The sequence below is a fragment of the Variovorax sp. J31P179 genome (genome assembly GCF_030316985.1).
In the GTDB taxonomy this organism is placed as follows: Bacteria; Pseudomonadota; Gammaproteobacteria; order Burkholderiales; family Burkholderiaceae_C; genus Variovorax; species Variovorax ginsengisoli_B.
Genome location: NZ_JASZYL010000005.1, coordinates 382480 through 403369, shown reverse-complemented (window position 1 = coordinate 403369; position 20890 = coordinate 382480). Strand labels below are relative to the sequence as shown.

Below are 20890 nucleotides of genomic sequence, written 5' to 3'. Positions count from 1 at the left end.
GCAAATGTCCTCGAAAATCGATCGCGCGGGTTCGTCAATTCACCCGTTTACGGGTTTTCACGGGTGAGCGTGAGGATGTGTCCGACCCGCGGATCGCCGCGGCCCGCCAATACCGCCGCATAGGCCTCTTGCACGGCCGCTGCGCCCGCGTGGTGCTCGGCCGTGAGCCACGGCGCCTTCGGGTCCGCGACGCGGTCCAGGAAGGCCTCCCAGGCCTGCACCATGCGTTGGCCGAACTGCGCCGGGCCCCAGTCGCCGCTTCGCTTCTTGACCTGCGCCGGGGCGAAGAACAAGGTGGCGCGCGGGCCGGGCAGGCTCTTGCCGGCGCCGCTGGCCGCCAACTGGTCGACATGGGTGCCGCCGATCGAGGCGCTGTGCTTCAGGTTCGTGAAGCGGGTGTGGACCTCGTGCCGCAGCGCGCCGTTGCCGGCGAAGTCGACATAGACACAGGGCACGTCGGCCGCGACCTGGTCCAGCTCGTCGTAGGCCAGCACGCGGTGGTAGCAGCCCAGGCTCTCGCAGAAGGCCTTGTTGGCCGCCGAGGTCAGGCCGACCACCTCGATGCCCTCGCGCCGGGCCAGCTGGAAGGCGGTGCCGTAGGCGGTCTTGCTCGACGCGCTCGACAGCAGCGCGACCCCGGGGCGGGCGCCGAAGAAGTCGTTGTCGTCGAGGAAGTCGTCGATCAGCCAGGAAGTGAGGAACAGCGGCCGCAGCAGGGCCTGCAGGTCTTCGGTGCCGGGGCTGTAGAGCGGGTCGGAGCGCGTGCGCAGGTACTGGTTGTAGACCGCGGGCAAGGCGCTGCGGTGCGGTGCGGCGTCGGTGAAGCGCTCGGGCGACAGGCGCTCGGGCGTCAGCACCGCGCTGGCGGCCATGGGAAAGTAGCCGTAGAGACGCTCGCCCACGGCCACGCCCGGATGCAGCGACTGCGACACCGTCGCGAAGCCCCACACCGGGACGATGCCCCAGCCCTCTTCGCCGCTCGGGAAGAACTGCCAGTAGCTCATCGCCTCGCCGAAAGCCGCGTAGGTGATGTTGTTCGAGGTCAGCGCGAAGCGGTCGATGCGCACGCGCACCTGGCCGTCGGCGAGCGGTTGTTCGGCGGCGCCGTGCAGGCGGGTGGTGTGGAGGTCGTCCTTGCGGACCAGCAGGGTGTCGTTGCTCATCCGGCGACCTTAGCGCAGAGGGCGCGCGGGCGCATGAGAAAAAGCCCGGCGAGGGGTCGCTCAGGCGACGCCGGGCCGGGCTGGCGCTATCGCCCGATCAGACGATCGACAGCTCCACGTCGATGTTGCCGCGGGTGGCGTTCGAGTACGGGCAGACCTGGTGCGCGGTCTCGACCAGCAGCTTCTTCTGGGCGTCGTCCAGGCCCGGCAGCGTGATCGCGAGCTTGACCGCGATGCCGTAGGCCTTGCCTTCGTTGATCGGGCCGAGCGAGACGCTGGAGTCGATGGCGACGTCGTCCGGCACCTTGACGCTGATCTTCGGGCCGACGGCCTTCATGGCGCCGATGAAGCAGGCGGCGTAGCCGACCGCGAACAGCTGCTCGGGGTTGGTGCCGGGCTTGCCCGAGCCGGGCGGGCTGAGCTTGACGTCGATCGCGCCGTCGCTGGACTTGCCGGCGCCGTCGCGGCCGCCGACGGTATGGGCTTCGGCGGTGTAGAGAACCTTGTCGAGCTTGGTGGTCATGGTGATTCCTTTGCAGTGGTGGAGGGAGGGACGAAAAAAAGTGGGCAGGGGACCGGGGTCAGGCCGCCTTCTTGATGCGGTCGCGCAGGGCCTGGACCTGCTGCGTCAGCGAAATCAGTTCGGGCACCGAGCATTGGGAGGCCGCCATCAGGCAGCCGGGAACCTCGGCCGCGCGGGCCTTGAGCCTGCGGCCCGCGGCCGTGAGGCTGACATGCACCCGGCGCTCGTCCGCGGTGTCGCGGATCCGCGCCACCAGGCCGCTGGCCTCGAGCCGCTTGAGCAGCGGGGTCAGCGTGCCCGAGTCGAGCGACAGCCGCTCGCCGAGCTCGGAGACCGTGAGGCCGTCGCGCTCCCACAGCACCAGCAGCACCAGGTACTGCGGGTAGGTGAGGCCGAGCTTGTCGAGCAGCGGCTTGTACAGCCGCGTCATGGCCAGCGAAGCCGAATAGACGGCGAAGCAGAGCTGGTTGTCCAGCTTCAGCAGTTCGTCGGCGGAGAGGCTCGTGGAGGGCATGAGCTGAATTGTAGCGAGCAATTAAATTGTGCGCAATATAAATGTCTGCGACAGGGCCTTTGCCACTTCGGCCACCTGCTGGCCGCCGAAACCGGCGCTTCAACGGCCCCTGAAGCGCGCGGGCCGCCGCTCGACGAAGGAGCGCACGCCTTCGGCCGCGTCCTCGCTGTTGGCGAGGCGCTGCTGCACCGGGATGAATTCCTCGACGGCCGCCAGCGGCCCCTGCTCGATCGCCTTGATGACGTTCAGCCGGGTCGCGACCACCGCCAGCGGCGCCTGGGCCGCGATCCGCTGCGCGATGCGCAGCGCCTCGTCGAGCTCCTTGCCGGCCGGTACCACGCGCTGCACGAAATTGAGGCGGAAGGCCTCGGCACTGTCGAACTCGTCGGCCGTGAGCAGGTGCAGCATCGCGTTGCCGAGTCCGGCGCGCTCGGCCATCCGCAAGGTGGCGCCGCCGGTGGCCATGATGCCGCGCTGCACCTCCATCTGCGAGAAGCGGCAGTTGTCGGCCGCCACCACGATGTCGGCGCCCAGCATCAGCTCGATGCCGACCGTGAAGCAGATGCCCTTGACCGCCACCACCATCGGCTTGGTGCGCCGGCGGTAGCCGGCCAGGCCGAAGTCGTGCGGCTCGACCAGGCCCTGCGGCACGGCCTTCTCGCCGCGCTTCATGTATTCGGCCACGGCCGGCAGGTCGAGGCCGGCCGTGAAGTGGTCGCCGAACGCATGCAGCACGCCCACGCGCAGCGCGGGATCGTCGTCGAGCCGCGTGTAGGCCTCGGCGAGCTGCTTGAACATCGGCGGCGTCCAGCCGTTGCGCTTGGCGGGCCGGTTGATGCCGATCAGCAGCACGTGGTCGAGCACCTGGGTGTCGATGCAGCCTTCGATCGGCGGGGTGGTGGGGGTGGCGGTCATCGGTGCTTGTCTCCTTTTTGGGCTGTCCCGCTAACGCTCAGTACGTATAGACGCCGCGCTTGGTCTTGCGCCCCAGCTGCCCCGCCGCCACCATTTCCTTCAGCAGCGGACAGGGGCGGTATTTGGAGTCGCCGAACTGCTCGAGATAGACCTCCATCACCGCCAGGCAGACGTCCAGACCGATCATGTCGGCCAGGGCCAGCGGGCCGATCGGCTGGTTGCAGCCGAGCTTCATGCCGGCGTCGATGTCCTCGGCGGTCGCCAGGCCCTCGGCCAGCACGAAGAAGGCCTCGTTGATCATCGGCACCAGGATGCGGTTGACCACGAAGCCCGGCGCGTTCTTCACCGTGATCGGCGACTTGCCGAGTTTCACCGCCAGTTCCTTCACCGCGTCGTGGGTGGCGTCGCTGGTCAGGTAGCCGCGGATGATCTCCACCAGCGCCATCATCGGCACCGGGTTGAAGAAGTGCATGCCGATGAAGCGGTCGGCGCGCGAGGTGGCGGCGGCCAGTTGCGTGATCGAGATCGACGAGGTGTTCGACGCGATGATCACCTCGGGCGCCAGCAGCTCGTCGACCTGCTTGAGGATCTTGAGCTTGAGCGCGTGGTTCTCGGTCGCCGCCTCGATCACCAGCTGGGCCGCCTTCAGGTCGTCATAGTTGGTCGAGCCCTTGATCAGCGCCAGCGCGGCGTCCTTCTGGGCGGCCGTGAGCTTGTCCTTCTTGATCAGGCGGTCGAGGCTGCCCGCCACCGTGGCGATGCCCTTGTCGACCGCGGCCTGGGCGATGTCGACCATGACCACGTTCACCCCCGCGACCGCGCAGGCCTGCGCGATGCCGTTGCCCATCGTTCCTGCCCCGATGATGCCGACCGTCTGGATTGCCATGAGAAATACTCCTTGAACTGAGAAATGAAAGAGGAGGGGCGCCGCCCGGGGGCGGCATCCCGTGGCGGTGATTGTGAAACAGAGCGCGAAGGCCCACGTTGCCGTCCGTGACAGCGCCGCAGCGGCCGGGAGTGATTTAAAGTGCCGCGTTGCTTTTCCACCGCCACGAATCGACCCATGACCACCCTCGGCACGCCCCTTTCCCCTTCCGCCACCCGCGTGATGCTGCTCGGCTCCGGCGAGCTCGGCAAGGAGGTGCTGATCGCCCTCCAGCGCCTCGGCGTCGAGACCCTCGCGGTCGACCGCTACGAGAACGCGCCCGGCCAGCAGGTGGCCCACCACGCCCGCACCATCACGATGAGCGATCCGGCCCAGCTGAAGGCGCTGATCGAGGCCGAGCGGCCGCAGCTGGTGGTGCCCGAGATCGAGGCCATCGCCACCCCGATGCTGCAGGAGCTGGAGGACGCCGGCGTGGTGCGGGTGATCCCCACCGCCCGGGCGGCCCGCCTCACGATGGACCGGGAAGGCATCCGCCGTCTGGTCGCGGAGACGCTGGGCGTGCCGACCAGCCCCTACAAGTTCTGCGATTCCCTGGCCGAGCTGCAGGCGGCGATCGATGGCGGGATCGGTTATCCGTGCATCGTCAAGCCCGTGATGAGCAGCTCGGGCAAGGGCCAGAGCAAGATCGACGGCCCGGCCGACGTCCAGAAGGCCTGGGACTACGCCATGGCCGGCGGCCGCGTCAGCCACGGCCGGGTGATCGTCGAGGGCTTCATCGATTTCGATTACGAGATCACGCTCCTGACGGTGCGCGCGCCCGACGCCGCCGGCGTGGTGCAGACGCAGTTCTGCGAGCCGATCGGCCATGTGCAGGTGAGCGGCGACTATGTCGAGAGCTGGCAGCCGCACCCGATGGCGCCGGCCGCCCTGCAATTGGCGCAGCAGATCGCCCGGACCGTCACTGCCGACCTCGGCGGCCAGGGCCTGTTCGGCGTCGAGCTGTTCGTCAAGGGCGACCAGGTCTGGTTCAGCGAGGTCAGCCCGCGGCCGCACGACACCGGCATGGTGACCATGGCGACCCAGTGGCAGAACGAGTTCGAGCTGCACGCCCGCGCGATCCTCGGGCTGCCGGTCGACACCACGCTCAAGAGCCCCGGCGCCAGCGCCGTGATCTATGGCGGCGTCGACGCCACCGGCATCGCCTTCGACGGCGTGGCCGAGGCACTGGCGGTGCCGGGCGTCGACCTGCGGCTGTTCGGCAAGCCCGAGAGTTTCGTGAAGCGCCGCATGGGCGTGGCGCTGGCGCATGCGGCCGACATCGACACTGCGCGGCGCAATGCCAAGGAAGCCGCCTCGCGCGTGAAGCCGCGCAAAGCCTGATTCCTCCAAACCCCGGAGCCCCACACAGATGCTGCACCCCCAAGCCCAGGCCTTCATCGACCTCCTCGTGCAGCGCGGCGTGCCGCCCACGCACACGCTGACGCCGGCCGAGGCGCGCAAGTTCTATCGCGAGCGGCGCGCCTTGACGCAGCCCGATCCCGCCGAGGTGGCGCAGGTGCGCGAGCTGCAGGCCGACGGCCCGCACGGCCCGATTCCGCTGCGCCTCTATCGCCCGCTCGGCAGCGCCGCCTCCGCGCTGCTGCCGGTGCTGGTGTACTACCACGGCGGCGGCTGGACCATCGGCGACCTCGACACCCACGACACGCTGTGCCGCGAGCTCTGCAACGGCTCGGGCTGCGCGGTGGTGGCGGTCGACTACCGCATGGGGCCGGAACACCGCTTTCCGGCGGCAGTCGACGACGTGCTGGCGGCGACGCGCTGGGTGCGCCGCGAAGCGGCCGCGCTCGGCGTCGATGCGCAACGGCTCGCGGTCGGCGGCGACAGCGCGGGCGGCAACTTGGCGGCCGTGGTCGCGATCGCGGCGCGCGACGCCGGCGACCTGCCGGTGGCCTGGCAGCTGCTGATCTACCCGGCCACCGACATGCGCCGCATCCACCCCTCGCACACCACCAACGGCCAGGGCTACGTGCTGACCCGCGACACCATCGGCTATTTCCACGACCACTACATCGCGGATGCGGCGCAGGACCTCGACTGGCGCGCCTCGCCGTTGCTGCGCGAAGACCTCGCGGGCCTGCCGCCGGCACTGGTCCTCACCGCCGGCTACGACCCGCTGCGCGACGAGGGCCTGGACTACGCGCGGGCGCTGACCGCCGCCGGCAGCCGGGCGAGCTACGTCTGCTTCGAGCGCCAGATCCACGGCTTCATCACCATGGGCCGGCTGCTCGACGAGGCCAACACGGCGGTGGCGCTGTGCGCCGCCGAACTGCGCCGCGCGTTGGTCCGTTAGGGAAAGTCCCCGCGCGATCGCCGACCCGGTGGGCGTGGTCCGCCGCTACGATCGACCGATGGCGTCGCCGGCCACCGGGCCGTCCGTCGCCCAGCGGAGGAGACGGCATTGGTCAGCAGGCAAGCGAAGCATGCGCCGCGCGGCAACGACCGCGGCGAGCGCCTCATGTGGATCACCTCGCAGCGCGTGTTCTACGCCGGGCTCCTGGGCGCGGCGGCGGAGCGCAGCATCGGCGGCCTCGGCATCTACCTGTCGCCCACCGGCGCGCCGCTGCGCATCCGCATCGGCGGCGGTGCCTGGCAGCGCGGCGAGCTGATGGTGGTGCCGCCCCTGGTGCCGCACCAGATCGCGACCGATCACCGCAGCATCCTCAGCCTGCTGATCGAACCCGAGTTCGTCGACCCGGCGCAGATGCCTGAATTCCTGCAGCGCTGCGGGCCAGTCGATGCGCCGGCCTTCGTCCAGCGGGTGCGCGACGTCCATGCGCTGCTCGCCGCCGCTTCGGGACGAGAGAGCTTCGAGCGCTTCGACTTCGACACGCTGCTGTTCGACGGGCCGCTGGCGCCGCGACCGCTCGATCCGCGCATCCGCAGCGTGATCGAGCGCATCAACGCCGATCCCGCGGCGCCGGCCTCGGCCGAACAATGCGCCGCCTCGGTGACGCTGTCGTTCTCGCGCTTTCTGCATCTGTTCAAGCAGGAGACCGGCCTGACCTTCCGCGCCTTCAGGGCCTGGAAGCGGGCCCGCAGCCTTTTGCGCCACGTGCGCCAGAGCGCCACGCTGACCGATATCGCACTCGACACCGGCTACCCCGACTCGACCCACTTCAGCCACTCGATCCGCCAGGTCTACGGCCTGCGTCCCAGCGACATCCTCGCCGGATCGCGGCGGCTCGCCGTGCACCAATGAGGCGCGCGCGGGCCGCCCGCGCGAACCCGATGCGGGACAACCCTCTGCAGGGCGTGCACGAGTCGCCGCTATAAACCGCGAAACCCGAACGAGACACTTCTTCTTGCAAATCCTTCAGCTCCTGCTCTCAGGCATCGCACAAGGCTGCATCTACGGTCTGATCGCGCTGGGCTTCGTGCTGATCTACAAGGCCACCGAGACCGTGAGCTTCGCGCAGGGCGAACTCATGATGCTCGGCGCCTTCTGCGCCTTCGCCGGCATGTCGCTGTTCGGGCTGCCCTTCTGGCTCGCCGCGCTGCTGGCGGTGGGGGCGATGGTGGCCTTCGGCGTGCTGCTCGAGCTGGTCGTGATCCGCCCGATCCTGGGCCAGCCGCAGTTCTCGATCGTCATGCTGACCATCGGCATCGGCTACGTGGCGCGCGGCCTGGTGACGATGATCCCGGGCATCGGCACCGAGACCCACACGCTGCCGGTGCCCTACAAGGACCAGATCTGGAAGCTCGGCGAGCTGGTGGTCAACCTCGAGCAGCTGGCCATCATCGCCGCCACGGCGGTGCTGTGCGGGCTGCTGTTCGCGATGTTCCGCTACAGCAAGCTCGGCATTGCGATGCAGGCCTCGTCGCAGAACCAGCTGGCGGCCTACTACATGGGCATTCCGGTGAAGCGGCTCAACGGCCTGGTGTGGGGCCTGGCCGCGGCGGTGGCGGCGATCGCCGGCATGCTGCTGGCGCCGATCACCTTCGTGCACGCCAACATGGGATTCATCGGCCTCAAGGCCTTCCCGGCCGCGGTGGTGGGCGGCTTCGGCAGCCTGCCGGGCGCGATCGTCGGCGGCCTGGTGATCGGCATCGTCGAGTCCTTCGCGGGCTTCTACCTGCCGGACGGCTTCAAGGACACGGCGCCGTACATCGTGGTGCTGGTGATGCTGATGGTGAAGCCCAACGGCCTGTTCGGCGAAAAGCTGCGCAAGAAAGTCTGAGGACGCCCCTTTCATGCGCTACATCTTCAAGACCAGCTACACGCAGGACATCGACCTCGCCAGGCATGGCGGCCATGTCTTCTGGTACAGCCTCCTCGGCGTCGCGCTGATCGCCGCGCCCTGGGTGGTGCCTGAATACTGGTTGGCGCAGCTGACCTTCGTGCTGATCTACGGCATCGTCGGCCTCGGCCTGATGCTGCTGGCGGGCTTCACGGGCCAGTTCTCGATCGGTCATGCGGCCTTCCTCGGCACGGGGGCCTACACGCAGGCGGTGCTCAGCAACATGGGGGTGCCGTTCCCGGTGGCGCTGGTCGCGGCGGCGGCGCTGTCGGCTGCGGTCGGCGTGGTGGTGGCGCTGCCTGCACTGCGCGTGAAGGGCATCTACCTCGGCATTGCCACCCTGGCCTTCGGCTTCATCGTCGAGGAGGTGTTCGCGCGCTGGGAGAGCGTCACCGGCGGCAACTCGGGCCTGCACGTGAAGTCGGCCAGCCTGTTCGGCTGGGAGCTCAACTCGAGCGAGAGCTTCTACATGGTCTGCCTGATCGTCGCGGTGCTGTGCACGCTGGCCATCCTGAACCTGCTGCGCTCGCCCACCGGCCGGGCCTTCGTCGCGATCCGCGATTCCGAGATATCGGCGCAGAGCATGGGCATCCACCTGGCGCGCTACAAGACGATGTCGTTCGCGATCTCGGCCGCGCTGGCGGGCCTGGGCGGCGCGCTGTACGCGCACAAGCTGAGCTTCATCTCGCCCGACCAGTTCAGCATCCTGCAGTCGATCGACCTGCTGCTGCTGGTGGTGATCGGCGGCCTGGGCTCGGTGCACGGCGCCTTCCTCGGTGCGATCTTCCTGATCGCGATGCCGCAGCTGATCGCGTCGGCCAAGGACTGGCTGCCCGAGGCCATCGGCCAGGCGCCCGGGCTGCAGGGCCTGGTCTACGGCCTGGTGCTGATCGCCTTCGTGCTGTTCGAGCCGCTCGGCCTCTACGGGCGCTGGGTCAAGGTGCGCACCTGGCTGCAGTTGTTTCCGTTCTACCGGCGCGGCCTGTTCAAGCGGCAGAAATCCTTCACCAAGTCGGACCGGCTCAGATGACGACACCCGACATCCTGCTTTCCGCCCGGGACCTGAGCGTGCGCTTCGGCGGCGTGCTGGCGGTCAACAAGGTGAGCTTCGATGTCCGTCGGGGCGAGGTCTTCACGCTGATCGGGCCGAACGGCGCGGGCAAGACCACGGTTTTCAACCTGATCAGCCGCATCTACACGCCGACCACCGGCGAGATCGTCTGGCATGGCGGCGGCGCGCCGCTGGCGCTGACCGAGCAGGCGCCGCACGAGATCGCGGCGCTGGGCATCGCGCGCACCTTCCAGAACATCGAGTTGTTCGAGCACGCGACCGTGCTGCACAACCTGCTGATCGGCCGCCACACGCACCGCCAGACCGGTTTCTGGAGCGAGGTGTTCTTCACGCCCGCCACCCGCCGGGCCGAGATCGCGGCGCGCGAGAAGGCCGAGCAGGTGATCGACCTGCTCGACCTGCAGCACCACCGCGACTCGATGGTGGCGGGTCTACCCTACGGCGTGCGCAAGGTGGTCGAGCTGGCGCGCGCGCTGTGCACCGAGCCCAAGCTGCTGCTGCTCGACGAGCCTTCGTCGGGCCTCAATGTCGAGGAAACGGCCGACATGGCGTTCTGGATCCAGGACATCCAGCATGAACTCGGCATCTCGGTGCTGATGGTGGAACATGACATGTCGCTGGTGTCGAAGGTGTCGGACCGGGTGCTGGCGATGAACATGGGCGAGGCGCTGGCCTCGGGGACGCCTGCAGAAGTGCAGTCGGATGCTCGGGTGATCGAGGCTTATCTGGGGACCGTGGATGACGTGAGCAGCTTGCGGAGGGTTGCTTGATGTTTTCTTCGTTGTCGTTGTCGTTGTCGTTGGGGCGGGCACCCGGCAAGCGGTGCGGAGGTGTGCGAGCCATCCCGGCGTCTCCAACGCCGATGCAACCCCGACGTATCAGCGGTCCAGGGCATACCGCCCGCCATCGCCACCCTGGATGACCCGCGTCATGACAGACACAGTCCTCCAACTCCTCAACGTCGAAAGCGCCTACGGCCCCATCAAGGCCATCCGCGGTGTCAGCCTCAAGGTGCGCGCCGGCGAGATCGCCACGGTGCTCGGCTCCAACGGCGCCGGCAAGACCACCATCCTCAAGACCATCTCCGGCATCATCGACCCGCGCAAGGGCAGCATCGAGTTCAAGGGCAGCAACATCACGGCGCAGGACCCGGCCCGCATCGTGCAGCAGGGCCTGAGCCACGTGCCCGAGGGCCGCGAGGTATTCCCGTTGCTGTCGGTCAGGGACAACCTCCTGATGGGCGCCTACACCCGCAAGGACCGCGACGGCGTCGCGCGCGACATCGAGACGGTCTACGGCTACTTCCCGATCCTCAAGGAGCGCGCCATGCAGGACGCCGGCCTGCTGTCGGGCGGCCAGCAGCAGATGCTCGCGATCTCGCGCGCCATCATGGCGGCGCCGCACCTGATCCTGCTCGACGAGCCCAGTCTCGGCCTCTCGCCCAAGCTCACCAAGGAGATTTTCGAGATCGTGGTGCGCATCAACCGCGAGCGCGGCACCACCATCCTCTTGGTCGAACAGAACGCCAACATGGCGCTCAACGCCGCCGACTACGGCTACGTGCTCGAGAACGGCCGCATCGTCATGGAAGACACCTGCGAGCGCCTGCGCGAGAAGGAAGACATCAAGGAGTTCTACCTCGGACTCAAGGACGACGGCGTGCGCGGCGAGCGGCGCTGGAAGAAAAAGAAGACCTGGAGATGACCCAGAACACCACGCACGCCAAGGCACCCGCCGGCCTCTGGGACCTCGGCCGCATCCAGTCGCGCACCGACATCGTGGTGCCCGGCGAGACCATGGCCGCGATGTTCTGGAACGCCGCCCGCCTGCGCGGCGACACCGTCTGGATGCGGCAGAAGAAGCTGGGCATCTGGCGCAGCTGGAGCTGGAAGCAGACCGCCGACGCGGTGGCCGAGATCGCCGGCGGCCTGATGGCGATCGGCTTCGCACCGCACGAGTGCGCCTCGATTCTCTCGAACACAGTGATCGAATGGGTGCTGTGCGACCTCGCGGTGCTGAGCTGCGGCGGCGTTTCCAACGGCATCTATCCGACCGACGCCGCCTCGCAGGTCCACTACCTCTGCGAGGACTCCCGCACCACCGTGCTCTTCGTCGAGGACGACGAACAGCTCGACAAGGCGCTCGAAGTGCGCGCCGCACTGCCGCTGCTGCGCAAGATCGTGGTCTTCGACATGGAAGGCCTGCGCGACCTGCACGACGCCGACGTCATCAGCCTCGATGCGCTGCGCGCGCTCGGCCGCGACCACAACAAGGCACATCCGCAGGAACTCGAACAGCGCGTCGCCGCCTGCCGGCCCGACGACCTGGCGATCCTGGTCTACACATCGGGCACCACGGGCAAGCCCAAGGGCGCGATGCACAGCCACCGCGGCCTGGTCTACACCACGCGCGGCTACAACACGCTGGTGGCGCAGGACGAGCAGGACGAGCGCATGTGCTTCCTGCCGCTGTGCCACATTGCCGAGCGCATGGGCGGCGAGTACTTCGCGATGTACACCGGCTCGATCCTCAACTTCGTCGAGAACCCCGAGACCGTGCCAGAGAACGTGCGCGAGATCGCGCCGACCGTGTTCACGGCCGTGCCGCGGGTGTGGGAGAAGTTCTATTCCGGCGTGATGATCGCGCTCAAGGAAGCCAGCCGCGTGCAGCAGGCCGCCTACGCCTGGAGCATCGGCGTCGGCACCGAGATCGCCGACCGCGTGCTGGCCGGCCAGCCGGTCGGCGGCGCCCTGCGATTCAAGTTCCGGATCGCGCGCTGGCTGGCGCTGGACAACGTGCGCAAGCTGATCGGCATCCACCGGGCGCGCTTCCTGGTCACCGGCGCGGCGCCGATCTCGCCCGAATTGGTCAAGTGGTATCTCGCGCTCGGCGTGCCGATGCTCGAGGTCTGGGGCATGACCGAGTCCTGCGGCGCGGCCACCGGCGTGCCGGCGGCGCGCATCAAGCCCGGCGCGATCGGGCCGGCGGCCGCCTACAACGAAGTCCGCATCGATCCCGCCACCGGCGAGATCCTGGTGCGCGGCACCAACGTCTTCATGGGCTACCTGAACCTGCCCGAGAAGACCGCCGAGACCATCGACGCCGACGGCTGGCTGCACACGGGTGACGTGGGCACGGTCGATGCCGACGGCTACTTCCGCATCACCGACCGCATGAAGGACATCATCATCACGGCGGGCGGCAAGAACATCACGCCGAGCGAACTCGAGAACGAGCTCAAGTTCAGCCCCTACATCACGGATGCCGTCGTGATCGGCGACGCCAGGCCCTATCTCACGGTGATCGTGATGATCGACCAGGAGAACGTCGAGAAGTTCGCCCAGGACCACGACGTGCCCTTCAGCAACTACCAGAGCCTGACGCGCACGCAGCAGGTGCAGGACCTGATCCAGGCCGAGCTCGACCGCGTCAATGCCAAGTTCGCCCGGGTCGAGCAGATCAAGAAGTTCTTCCTGCTCGAGACCCAGCTGAGCGCCGAGGACGAGGAACTGACGCCCACCATGAAGCTCAAGCGCAAGCTGGTGCAGGCCAAGTACGCCGAGCGCATCGACGCCATGTACGCCTAGCTTTTTTTCGCCAACCTAGAGGAGACTCCGTATGAAGACCCAGACATTGATCCCCCTGGCCGCCGCGGCCGGTCTCGCGCTGGGCTCCGGCCTGGCCGCCGCGCAGCAGCAGGGCGTGAGCAAGGACGAGATCCGCATCGGCACAATCCAGGATCTCTCGGGGCCGCTGGCCGGCTTCGGCAAGCAGTCGCGCAACGGCATGCAGCTGGCCGTGGACGAACTCAACGAGCAGGGCAGCGTGCACGGCCGCAAGCTCAAGCTCTTCGTCGAGGACTCGGGCTACGACCCCAAGAAGGCGGTGCTGGCGGCGCAGAAGCTGGTCAACCAGGAAAAGATCTTCATCATGGCGGGCCACATCGGCACCGCGCAGAACATGGCGGCGATGCCGGTGCAGTTCGAGAAGAACATCGTCAACTTCTTCCCGATCACCGCGGCCCGAGAGATGTACGAGCCGTTCAATCGGCTCAAGTATTCGTTCGCCGCGACCTACTACGACCAGATCCGCATCGCCCTTCCCAAGCTGGTCAAGGAAAAGGGTGCCAAGAAGGTCTGCACGATCTACCAGGACGACGAGTTCGGCCTCGAGGTCCAGCGCGGCGCCGAGGCCGGCCTCAAGGCGGCCGGCCTGGAGCTCACCGAGAAGACTTCATTCAAGCGCGGAGCCACCGATTTCTCGTCACAGGTGGCCAAGATGAAGGCCGCCAACTGCGACCTGGTGGTGCTGGGCACCATCATCCGCGAGACCATCGGCACCGTGGGCGAGGCCCGCAAGACCGGCTTCAACCCGACCTTCCTCGGGTCCAGCGCGGCCTACACCGACCTGATCCACAAGCTGGGCGGCAAGCCGATGGACGGCATCTACGCCACCATGACGGTGCAGAACCCCTACACCGACGAGCAGTCGCAGCCGCTGCGCTTCTGGGCCAACAAGTACAAGACCAAGTTCAACGAGGACCCGACCGTGTTCTCGGTCTACGGCTATTCGATCATCCAGGACTTCATCCAGGCGGCCAACAAGGCCGGGCCGAACCTGACGACCGACAGCTTCATCAAGGCGATGGACAGCAGCACCTTCGAGCCCGACATGTTCGGCAGCCCGAAGATGACCTTCAGCGCCACCAAGCGACTCGGCAACGACCAGTCGCGGCTGTCGCAGATCGTCGACGGCAAGTGGAAGGTGGTGTCCGATTACCTGGCACCTTGAGCGATTGCTTCTCCAGCAAAAAACCGCCCGAGGGCGGTTTTTTCATTCCGGCTTGGGGCCGTTCATTCCTCGACGAAGGCTTCCTCTCTTTTCGCCTTGATCGACGGCAGCAGCACGATGCCGAGCAGCAGGCAGGCCGCGACCAGCAAGCCGGCCGACAGCGGCCGGGTCACGAACACGGCCCAGCTGCCGCGCGACAGCAGCAGGGCGCGGCGCAGGTTCTCTTCCATCATCGGCCCCAGGATGAAGCCCAGCAGCAGCGGCGCCGGCTCGGTCCGCAGCTTGATGAAAAGATAGCCGATGAAGCCGAAGGCCGCCACCATCCAGATGTCGAAGGTGTTGTTGTTGGTCGAGTAGACGCCGATGGCACAGAACAGCACGATCGCCGGGAACAGGAACTTGTAGGGCACCGTCAGGAGCTTGATCCACATGCCGATCAGCGGCAGGTTCAGGATGATCAGCATCGCGTTGCCGATCCACATCGAGGCGATCAGACCCCAGAACAGCTCGGGGTTGCTGGTCATGACCTGCGGGCCCGGCTGGATGTTGTGGATCGTCATCGCGCCGACCATCAGCGCCATCACGGCATTGGGCGGAATGCCCAGCGTGAGCAGCGGGATGAAGGAGGTCTGGGCGCCGGCGTTGTTGGCCGACTCGGGCGACGCCACGCCCCGGATGTTGCCCTTGCCGAACGGCACTTCGCCGGGCCGCATGCGGATCTTCTTCTCCAGGGCGTAGGCCGCGAACGAAGCCAGCAGCGCACCGCCGCCGGGCAGGATGCCCAGCGCGGAGCCCAGGGCCGTGCCGCGCAGCACGGCCGGCGCCATCCGCTTGAAGTCATCCTTGGTCGGGAACAGGCCCTTGACCTCCGAGGTGAACACCTCGCGCTCCTCGTCCGGCTGCGACAGGTTGCCGATGATCTCGCCGTAGCCGAACACGCCCATGGCGATGACCACGAAGCCGATGCCGTCGGTCAGTTCGGGGACATCGAAGCTGAAGCGCGCGACGCCCGAGTTGACGTCGGTGCCGACGATGCCGAGCAGGAGGCCCAGCACGATCATCGCGACCGCCTTGAGCAGCGAGCCCGAGGCCAGCACCACGGCCCCGATCAGGCCCAGCACCATCAGCGAGAAGTACTCGGCGGGACCGAACTTGAAGGCCAGTTCGGTCAGCGGCGGCGCGAAGGCGGCCAGGATCAGCGTGCCGACGCAGCCGGCGAAGAAGGACCCGAGGCCGGCCGCCGCGAGCGCGGGGCCCGCGCGTCCCTGCCGCGCCATCTGGTAGCCGTCGATGCAGGTCACGACCGAGGACGATTCGCCCGGCAGGTTGACCAGGATGGCGGTGGTGGAGCCGCCGTACTGGGCGCCGTAGTAGATGCCGGCCAGCATGATCAGGGCCGACACCGGCGGCAGTGCATAGGTCGCCGGCAGCAGCATCGCGATGGTGGCGACCGGGCCGATGCCCGGCAGCACGCCGATCAGCGTGCCGAGAATACAACCGACCAGGCAGTACAGCAGGTTGGTGAAGGTGAAGGCGACGCCGAAGCCGATCGCGAGGTTGTGGAACAGTTCCATGGCGATGGTCTCCTCAGCCCGAAATGAAAGTGGGCCAGACCTGGATCTGCAACTTGAGCGCCCAGATGAACGCCACGTAGCTGCCTGCCGCCAGGATGGTCGAGAGAACCAGCACGTCGCGCAGCTTGAAGTGCTCGCCCGCGAGGCTGGAGATGATGGTGAGCGCGTAGATCGCGATGATCATGCCCATGGCCGGCACGCCGATGCTCGGCAGGCCGCCCAGCAGGACGCCGAAGGCGAGGTTGGCGAAGATCACGAAGAACAGCGGCTTCCAGGCCCATTTGCCGATCGGGTCGCCGTCGATGGTCTCGACCACCAGCGACTGGAACATCACGGCGGCGCCCAGCAGCGCCAGCAGGATGCCGAGCATCAGCGGGAAGTAGCCGGGCCCCATGCGGGCCCCGTCGCCGATGTTGTAGGTGGTGGCGCCGACGGCAAACGCCGCCCCTATCGCCGTGAACATGACCCCTGAATAGAAGTCCGCCTGACTCTTGATACGCATTGTCTCGACCCTCTTTTGTGTACCTTCGAGGGTCGTCGTCGGAGCCTGACGGCTGGCTGACTTGACGCTACGGACTTCCACGTAGCGTCGCCTGGCGCGGCAACGAAAAAGGCTCCCGAAGGAGCCTTTTTTCAGCTGAAAGCCGAGGGGTGCTTAGTAGCCGCCGCGGCCACCGCCGCCGCCGCCGTAGCCGCCACCGCCGCTGCGGTTGCCGCCGCCACCACCGCCGTAGCCGCCGCCACCGCCACCGCCGCCGCCGTAGCCACCGCCACCACCGCTGCGGCCACCGCCGCCGCCGCCGAAGCCGCCGGGCGAACGGGGCTCCATCGGACGGGCTTCATTGACGGTCAGGCTGCGGCCGTCGAGAGCTTGGCCGTTCAGGCCTTCGATGGCTGCCAGCGCTTCCGCGTCGGTGCCCATTTCGACGAAGCCGAAGCCCTTGGAGCGACCGCTGTCGCGTTCCATCATGACCTTGGCGCTGGCGACCGAGCCGTACTGGCTGAAAGCCTGTTCGAGGTCGTTGTCGCGGATGGAGTAGGCGAGGTTGCCTACGTAGAGTTTCTTGCCCATGGAGGGACTCCTAATCAAACCAAAAAAACAAAGCGATGGAGTCCCAGAATCACAACAAACAAATGGCGCTGTGGCGCGAAACTGACCGATCACCGGTTCACGAATCCGGCATGGAATTGCCCGAAACGCTTCGGCATTGTCATGCACAAAGGAACTTTTGGGTAAATTTCTTCTTGAAATTTCAGGCTATTTGATGATGCAACGCAAAAAAAGAGACGAATTCAACCCGGGGGACGGCGGCGCAGGGGGTTCAGCAGCGCTTTCAGGCCGTTGTGGTCGATCTCGTGCATCAGGCCCAAGAGGCGGCCGATCTCGCCTGGCGGGAAGCCTTCGCGGGCGAACCACGTGAGGTAGTTGCCCGGCAGGTCGGCGATCAGGCGGCCCTTGTACTTGCCGAAGGGCATTTCGCGGCTCACGAGCTTTTCCAGGTCTTCCGGGTTCATGGTGGCTATGCTCCTCGATCTCCGCGGCAGTTGCCGCCCGTTCGTTCACAGGTCCCTCGCGGGGCCCTCCGCTCATGCCATTCCATTCGCTGGGACTCGATCCTTCCCTGGTGCGGGCCGCCACCGACAAGGGCTACCTCGCGCCCACGGCCATCCAGGTGGCGGCCATTCCGGCAATCCTGCAGGGCCGCGACCTGCTGGGCGCCGCCCGGACCGGATCCGGCAAGACGGCCGCATTTTCGCTGCCCCTGCTGCAGCGCCTCGCGGGCGCCGGGCGCCAGCAGCCGCGCAGGCTTCAGGCGCTGGTCCTGGTGCCGACCCGCGAGCTGGCGGCGCAGGTGGGCGAATCGATGCGCAGCCTGGCGCAGCAGCTGCCGGTGCCGATGCGCATCGCGGTGGCCTTCGGCGGTGTCTCGATCAATCCGCAGATGATGGCGCTGCGCGGCGGTGCCGACGTCATGATCGCCACGCCCGGGCGCCTGCTCGACCTGCTCGACCATCGCGCGCTGCGGCTGTCGTCGGTGTCGATGCTGGTGCTCGACGAGGCCGACCGGTTGTTCGACCTCGGCTTTGCCGAGGAACTCGGGCGCATCCTGGCGCTCTTGCCCGAGCGGCGCCAGAACCTGCTGTTCTCCGCCACCTTTCCGCCGGCGATCCAGTCGCTGGCCGAGCGCCTGCTGAGCGACCCGGTGCGTGTCGAGGCGCAGGACGATCCGGTCGGCGAGCCCGCCGCCATCCAGCAGCGGGCGATCGAGGTCGATGCCGGACGCCGCACCCAGCTGCTGCGCCAGCTGGTCAAGGGCAGCGGCTGGACGCGCGTGCTGGTCTTCGTCGCCACCAAGCATGGCGCCGAGATGGTGGCCGACAAGCTGCGCCGCGCCGGGGTCGAGGCCGAACCCTTCCATGGCCTGCTGAGCCAGGGCAAGCGCACGCAGGTGCTGGCCGATTTCAAGGCCTCCCGGGTGCAGGTGGTGGTCGCCACCGACCTGGCGGCCCGCGGCATCGATGTCGCGCAGCTGCCGGTGGTGGTCAACTACGACCTGCCGCGCTCGGCGGTCGACTATGTGCACCGCATCGGCCGCACCGGCCGGGCCGGCGCCAGCGGCGTCGCGGTGAGCTTCGTGAACGCGGCCACCGAAGCGCATTTCAGGCTGATCGAGAAGCGCCAGGGCCTCAACGTGCCGCGCGAGCGGGTGGTCGGCTTCGAGCCGGCCGAGGCGCCGCCGCCCGCGCCGGCGGACGAGCCGGGCACCGGCGGCATCAAGGGCAAGCGGCCGAGCAAGAAGGACAAGCTGCGCGCACTTCGGGCCGGCGCCGGCACGCCGAACCGCGAACGCTAGCGAAGGCCGCTCTCACTCGCGCGGCGGCCGCTTCGCGATCCCCATCGTCTTCGCGAGGATGCCCAGCATCACTTCGTCGGCACCGCCGCCGATCGACGCCAGCCGGCCGTCGCGGTACAGGCGCGAGACCCGGTTGTCCCAGGTGAAGCCCATGCCGCCCCAGAACTGCAGGCAGGTGTCGGCCACCTCGCGCGTGAGCCGGCCGGTCTTGAGCTTGGCCATCGAGGCCAGTTCTGTCACGTCCTGGCCCTGCACATGCAGGTCGCAGGCCCGGTAGGTGAGGGCGCGCAGGGCCTCGACCTCGGTCTTGAGCTCGGCCAGCTTGAACTGCACCCACTGCTGGTCTGCCAGCGTGCCGCCGAAGAGCTTGCGCTGCTGGGCCCATTCGATGGTCTCGGCGATGCAGTCGTCGAGCGGCACCAGCGAGCTCGCCGCGCACCACAGGCGCTCTTCCTGGAACTGCTGCATCTGGTAGACGAAGCCCTGGCCTTCCTCGCCGATGCGATAGCGCTGCGGCACCCGCACCTCGTCGAAGTAGATCAGGCCGGTGTCGCTCGAATGCATGCCGATCTTGCGGATCTTCTGCGCCTTCTCGATGCCGGGGCTGTCCATGGGCACCATCACGAGCGACTTGTTGCGGTGCACCGGGCCGTCGCTGGTGTTGACCAGCATGCACATCCAGTCGGCCTGCAGGCTGTTGGTGATCCACATCTTCTGGCCGCTGATGAGGTAGTCGCCGCCGTCCTTGCGGGCATGGCTCTTGAGGCCGGCGACGTCGCTGCCGGCGCCCGGCTCGCTGACGCCGATGCAGCCGACGGTCTGGCCGGCGATGGCCGGCGCCAGGAATTCGCGGCGCAGCTCGTCGTTGCCGAAGCGCGCCAGAGCCGGGGTGCACATGTCGGTCTGCACGCCGATGGCCATCGGCACGCCGCCGCAGCGCACGTGGCCGAGCGCCTCGGCCAGCGCCATGGCGTAGGAATAGTCGAGGCCGGCGCCGCCGTAGGCCTCGGGCTTGTTGAGTCCGAGCAGGCCGAGCGCGCCGAGGCCGGCGAACACCTCGTGCGCCGGGAAGGCCTCTTCGGCCTCCCAGGCATCGACGTGCGGATTGATCCTCTCGTCGATGAAGCGGCGCATCGTCTTCTGGATCTCGAGGTGTTCGTGCGAGTAGTTCAAGTCCGGTCTCCGATCGTGGCTGACGGCCACTCTAGGGCGAGGCGGCCGGCCGCGCTTGCGGCAAGTGGCTAGGGGTGTCCCGCCGCCAGCGCGCCGGCCCCGGGCGCCAGGCAGCCGAGGCCTTCCAGCGTGGCGCCGACCGCGGCGTCGAGCGCGGTGTGCGGCTCGCTGCCGAGCAGCGCCAGCAGCCGCGCGTTGTCCAGCCGCACCGGCTGCTGCCACAGGTAGCGCATTTCGCGCAGCTCGCGCAGCAGCGGCACGAAGGGCGACGCCAATGCCATCAGCCCCCACGGGAAGCGCCGCAGCGGCAGCCCGGGCCGGCCGCTGGCGCGCCGGATCGCGGCCTGCATCCGGGTGCCGTCGGCGTCCCAGTGGCCGCCCATGTGGAAGGTGTCGAAGGGCTGCAGCGCAGCTTCGTGCTCGACCAGCTGGGCGATGGTCTCGGCGACATCCGGCAGGTAGGCCCACTGGTGGCCGACGCCGGGCCGCGCCGGATCGCCGATCGCGGCCAGCGGCCGGCCGGGCTTGACCAGGCCCTGGGAGAACCAGTTGTTGCCGGCACGCGGGCCGAAGAAGTCGCCGGCTCGCACGATCAGCGTGCGCACGCCGCGGTCGGCCGCCGCGCGCAGGCGCCGTTCCATCTGCACGCGGATCGCGCCCTTGCGGGTGCGCGAATGCTGCGGGGCGTCCTCGGCGATGAAGGGAAAGGCGTCGGGCCCGTAGTTGTAGACGGTGCCGGGCAGCACGATGCGCGCACCCGTGGCTTCGGCCGCGCGGAGCGTGCTGTCGATCATCGGCAGCACCAGCGAACCCCAGTTGCGGTAGCCGGGCGGGTTGACCGCATGGACGATCAGCGAGGCGCCGTGGGCCGCAGCGATGACGCTGTCGGCGTCCATCGCGTCGCCGGCCACCCATTGCGGCCTCGCCGTGCCGGCGGGCCATTGCGCCGCCGCCCGGGCCGGGTCGCGCGCCAGCGCCCGCACCTGCCAGCCGCGCCGCAGCAGCGCCGCCGCCGTTTCGCCGCCGATTCCGCCCGTCGCGCCGAGCACCAATGCCGTTGCTTTGTCCATGTCGATTCCTGGTGTTGAGGCATCGATTCTTGGCCGCGGCATCGATAAGCACAATT

General features: G+C 68.0%; 21 protein-coding genes. 10 read left to right on the top strand and 11 right to left on the bottom strand.

Annotation, left to right across the window (positions count from 1 at the left end):
* Positions 1–47: 47 nt before the first annotated feature.
* From QTI17_RS15735 to QTI17_RS15715, 5 genes are all read right to left on the bottom strand, one after another.
* A complete protein-coding gene (locus QTI17_RS15735) occupies positions 48–1163 on the bottom strand; it encodes a DUF2855 family protein (protein ID WP_286534252.1) in 1116 nt (371 codons plus the stop codon).
* A 97-nt stretch (positions 1164–1260) separates the two neighbouring features.
* Entirely contained in the window at positions 1261–1686 is a 426-nt protein-coding gene (locus QTI17_RS15730; RefSeq protein WP_286534250.1) for an organic hydroperoxide resistance protein, read from the bottom strand.
* Between the two features lie 58 nt (positions 1687–1744).
* The gene (locus QTI17_RS15725; protein WP_286534248.1) at positions 1745–2200 is read right to left on the bottom strand and encodes a MarR family winged helix-turn-helix transcriptional regulator; all 456 of its coding nucleotides are present in this window, start codon (positions 2198–2200) and stop codon (positions 1745–1747) included.
* 99 nt (positions 2201–2299) lie between these two features.
* Positions 2300–3115 (bottom strand): crotonase/enoyl-CoA hydratase family protein, encoded by an 816-nt coding sequence (locus tag QTI17_RS15720; RefSeq protein ID WP_286534247.1) that lies wholly within the window; start codon positions 3113–3115, stop codon positions 2300–2302.
* 37 nt (positions 3116–3152) lie between these two features.
* Positions 3153–4001, bottom strand: coding sequence for a 3-hydroxybutyryl-CoA dehydrogenase (locus tag QTI17_RS15715; RefSeq protein WP_286534245.1), 849 nt, complete (start codon positions 3999–4001; stop codon positions 3153–3155).
* A gap of 177 nt (positions 4002–4178) precedes the next feature.
* Between QTI17_RS15715 and purT the strand changes: the two genes are divergently transcribed.
* The 9 genes from purT to QTI17_RS15670 all read left to right on the top strand — a co-directional run bounded on the left by purT (position 4179) and on the right by QTI17_RS15670 (position 14162).
* Complete coding sequence (purT, locus tag QTI17_RS15710; RefSeq protein WP_286534244.1) at positions 4179–5381, top strand: formate-dependent phosphoribosylglycinamide formyltransferase; 1203 nt, start codon at positions 4179–4181, stop codon at positions 5379–5381.
* 28 nt (positions 5382–5409) lie between these two features.
* Positions 5410–6351 (top strand): LipP1 family hormone-sensitive lipase, encoded by a 942-nt coding sequence (lipP1, locus tag QTI17_RS15705; protein WP_286534242.1) that lies wholly within the window; start codon positions 5410–5412, stop codon positions 6349–6351.
* A 165-nt stretch (positions 6352–6516) separates the two neighbouring features.
* Positions 6517–7260 (top strand): helix-turn-helix domain-containing protein, encoded by a 744-nt coding sequence (locus QTI17_RS15700; RefSeq protein ID WP_286534414.1) that lies wholly within the window; start codon positions 6517–6519, stop codon positions 7258–7260.
* Positions 7261–7363: 103 nt separating this feature from the next.
* Positions 7364–8239 (top strand): branched-chain amino acid ABC transporter permease, encoded by an 876-nt coding sequence (locus tag QTI17_RS15695; RefSeq protein WP_286534241.1) that lies wholly within the window; start codon positions 7364–7366, stop codon positions 8237–8239.
* Between the two features lie 13 nt (positions 8240–8252).
* Positions 8253–9329, top strand: a complete 1077-nt coding sequence (locus tag QTI17_RS15690; protein WP_286534239.1) for a branched-chain amino acid ABC transporter permease — start codon at positions 8253–8255, stop codon at positions 9327–9329.
* Positions 9326–10141, top strand: coding sequence for an ABC transporter ATP-binding protein (locus QTI17_RS15685; protein WP_286534238.1), 816 nt, complete (start codon positions 9326–9328; stop codon positions 10139–10141). Before QTI17_RS15690 ends, QTI17_RS15685 begins: the two co-directional genes overlap by 4 nt.
* A 160-nt stretch (positions 10142–10301) precedes the next feature.
* Positions 10302–11075 carry an ABC transporter ATP-binding protein gene (locus tag QTI17_RS15680; protein ID WP_286534237.1) on the top strand — a complete coding sequence of 258 codons (774 nt, stop codon included), beginning with the start codon at positions 10302–10304 and terminating at the stop codon, positions 11073–11075.
* A complete protein-coding gene (locus QTI17_RS15675) occupies positions 11072–12958 on the top strand; it encodes an AMP-dependent synthetase/ligase (RefSeq protein ID WP_286534236.1) in 1887 nt (628 codons plus the stop codon). The genes QTI17_RS15680 and QTI17_RS15675 overlap by 4 nt, the downstream gene beginning before the upstream one ends.
* Before the next feature lie 31 nt (positions 12959–12989).
* Entirely contained in the window at positions 12990–14162 is a 1173-nt protein-coding gene (locus QTI17_RS15670) for an ABC transporter substrate-binding protein (protein WP_286534234.1), read from the top strand.
* A 62-nt stretch (positions 14163–14224) separates the two neighbouring features.
* Here the strand turns inward: QTI17_RS15670 and QTI17_RS15665 are convergent, their stop codons facing one another.
* The 4 genes from QTI17_RS15665 to QTI17_RS15650 all read right to left on the bottom strand — a co-directional run bounded on the left by QTI17_RS15665 (position 14225) and on the right by QTI17_RS15650 (position 17251).
* Entirely contained in the window at positions 14225–15736 is a 1512-nt protein-coding gene (locus QTI17_RS15665; protein WP_286506628.1) for a tripartite tricarboxylate transporter permease, read from the bottom strand.
* A gap of 13 nt (positions 15737–15749) precedes the next feature.
* On the bottom strand, positions 15750–16238 hold the full coding sequence (locus tag QTI17_RS15660; protein WP_286534232.1) for a tripartite tricarboxylate transporter TctB family protein: 489 nt from the start codon (positions 16236–16238) through the stop codon (positions 15750–15752).
* A gap of 153 nt (positions 16239–16391) precedes the next feature.
* Positions 16392–16808, bottom strand: a complete 417-nt coding sequence (gene rbp, locus QTI17_RS15655; protein WP_286534231.1) for an RNA-binding regulator — start codon at positions 16806–16808, stop codon at positions 16392–16394.
* A 221-nt stretch (positions 16809–17029) separates the two neighbouring features.
* Positions 17030–17251 carry a DUF3820 family protein gene (locus QTI17_RS15650; protein ID WP_286522075.1) on the bottom strand — a complete coding sequence of 74 codons (222 nt, stop codon included), beginning with the start codon at positions 17249–17251 and terminating at the stop codon, positions 17030–17032.
* Between the two features lie 74 nt (positions 17252–17325).
* Between QTI17_RS15650 and QTI17_RS15645 the strand changes: the two genes are divergently transcribed.
* Entirely contained in the window at positions 17326–18591 is a 1266-nt protein-coding gene (locus QTI17_RS15645; protein WP_286534230.1) for a DEAD/DEAH box helicase, read from the top strand.
* 12 nt (positions 18592–18603) lie between these two features.
* On the opposite strand, the gene QTI17_RS15640 is transcribed toward QTI17_RS15645, so the two are convergent.
* Both QTI17_RS15640 and QTI17_RS15635 read right to left on the bottom strand, forming a co-directional pair.
* On the bottom strand, positions 18604–19764 hold the full coding sequence (locus tag QTI17_RS15640; protein ID WP_286534229.1) for an acyl-CoA dehydrogenase family protein: 1161 nt from the start codon (positions 19762–19764) through the stop codon (positions 18604–18606).
* Positions 19765–19832: 68 nt separating this feature from the next.
* Positions 19833–20834 carry an NAD-dependent epimerase/dehydratase family protein gene (locus QTI17_RS15635; protein ID WP_286534228.1) on the bottom strand — a complete coding sequence of 334 codons (1002 nt, stop codon included), beginning with the start codon at positions 20832–20834 and terminating at the stop codon, positions 19833–19835.
* Positions 20835–20890 lie beyond the last annotated feature (56 nt).

Bases quoted from the DNA above. Each gene is read 5' to 3' on its own strand.
- QTI17_RS15670 (WP_286534234.1), top strand. From the start codon at position 12,990: ATGAAGACCCAGACATTGATCCCCCTGGCCGCCGCGGCCGGTCTCGCG.
- QTI17_RS15645 (WP_286534230.1), top strand. From the start codon at position 17,326: ATGCCATTCCATTCGCTGGGACTCGATCCTTCCCTGGTGCGGGCCGCC.
- QTI17_RS15720 (WP_286534247.1), bottom strand. From the start codon at position 3,115: ATGACCGCCACCCCCACCACCCCGCCGATCGAAGGCTGCATCGACACC.
- QTI17_RS15680 (WP_286534237.1), top strand. From the start codon at position 10,302: ATGACAGACACAGTCCTCCAACTCCTCAACGTCGAAAGCGCCTACGGC.
- QTI17_RS15635 (WP_286534228.1), bottom strand. From the start codon at position 20,834: ATGGACAAAGCAACGGCATTGGTGCTCGGCGCGACGGGCGGAATCGGC.
- QTI17_RS15690 (WP_286534239.1), top strand. From the start codon at position 8,253: ATGCGCTACATCTTCAAGACCAGCTACACGCAGGACATCGACCTCGCC.
- QTI17_RS15675 (WP_286534236.1), top strand. From the start codon at position 11,072: ATGACCCAGAACACCACGCACGCCAAGGCACCCGCCGGCCTCTGGGAC.
- lipP1 (WP_286534242.1), top strand. From the start codon at position 5,410: ATGCTGCACCCCCAAGCCCAGGCCTTCATCGACCTCCTCGTGCAGCGC.
- QTI17_RS15715 (WP_286534245.1), bottom strand. From the start codon at position 4,001: ATGGCAATCCAGACGGTCGGCATCATCGGGGCAGGAACGATGGGCAAC.
- QTI17_RS15725 (WP_286534248.1), bottom strand. From the start codon at position 2,200: ATGCCCTCCACGAGCCTCTCCGCCGACGAACTGCTGAAGCTGGACAAC.
- rbp (WP_286534231.1), bottom strand. From the start codon at position 16,808: ATGGGCAAGAAACTCTACGTAGGCAACCTCGCCTACTCCATCCGCGAC.
- QTI17_RS15730 (WP_286534250.1), bottom strand. From the start codon at position 1,686: ATGACCACCAAGCTCGACAAGGTTCTCTACACCGCCGAAGCCCATACC.
- purT (WP_286534244.1), top strand. From the start codon at position 4,179: ATGACCACCCTCGGCACGCCCCTTTCCCCTTCCGCCACCCGCGTGATG.
- QTI17_RS15665 (WP_286506628.1), bottom strand. From the start codon at position 15,736: ATGGAACTGTTCCACAACCTCGCGATCGGCTTCGGCGTCGCCTTCACC.
- QTI17_RS15650 (WP_286522075.1), bottom strand. From the start codon at position 17,251: ATGAACCCGGAAGACCTGGAAAAGCTCGTGAGCCGCGAAATGCCCTTC.
- QTI17_RS15660 (WP_286534232.1), bottom strand. From the start codon at position 16,238: ATGCGTATCAAGAGTCAGGCGGACTTCTATTCAGGGGTCATGTTCACG.
- QTI17_RS15700 (WP_286534414.1), top strand. From the start codon at position 6,517: ATGTGGATCACCTCGCAGCGCGTGTTCTACGCCGGGCTCCTGGGCGCG.
- QTI17_RS15735 (WP_286534252.1), bottom strand. From the start codon at position 1,163: ATGAGCAACGACACCCTGCTGGTCCGCAAGGACGACCTCCACACCACC.
- QTI17_RS15685 (WP_286534238.1), top strand. From the start codon at position 9,326: ATGACGACACCCGACATCCTGCTTTCCGCCCGGGACCTGAGCGTGCGC.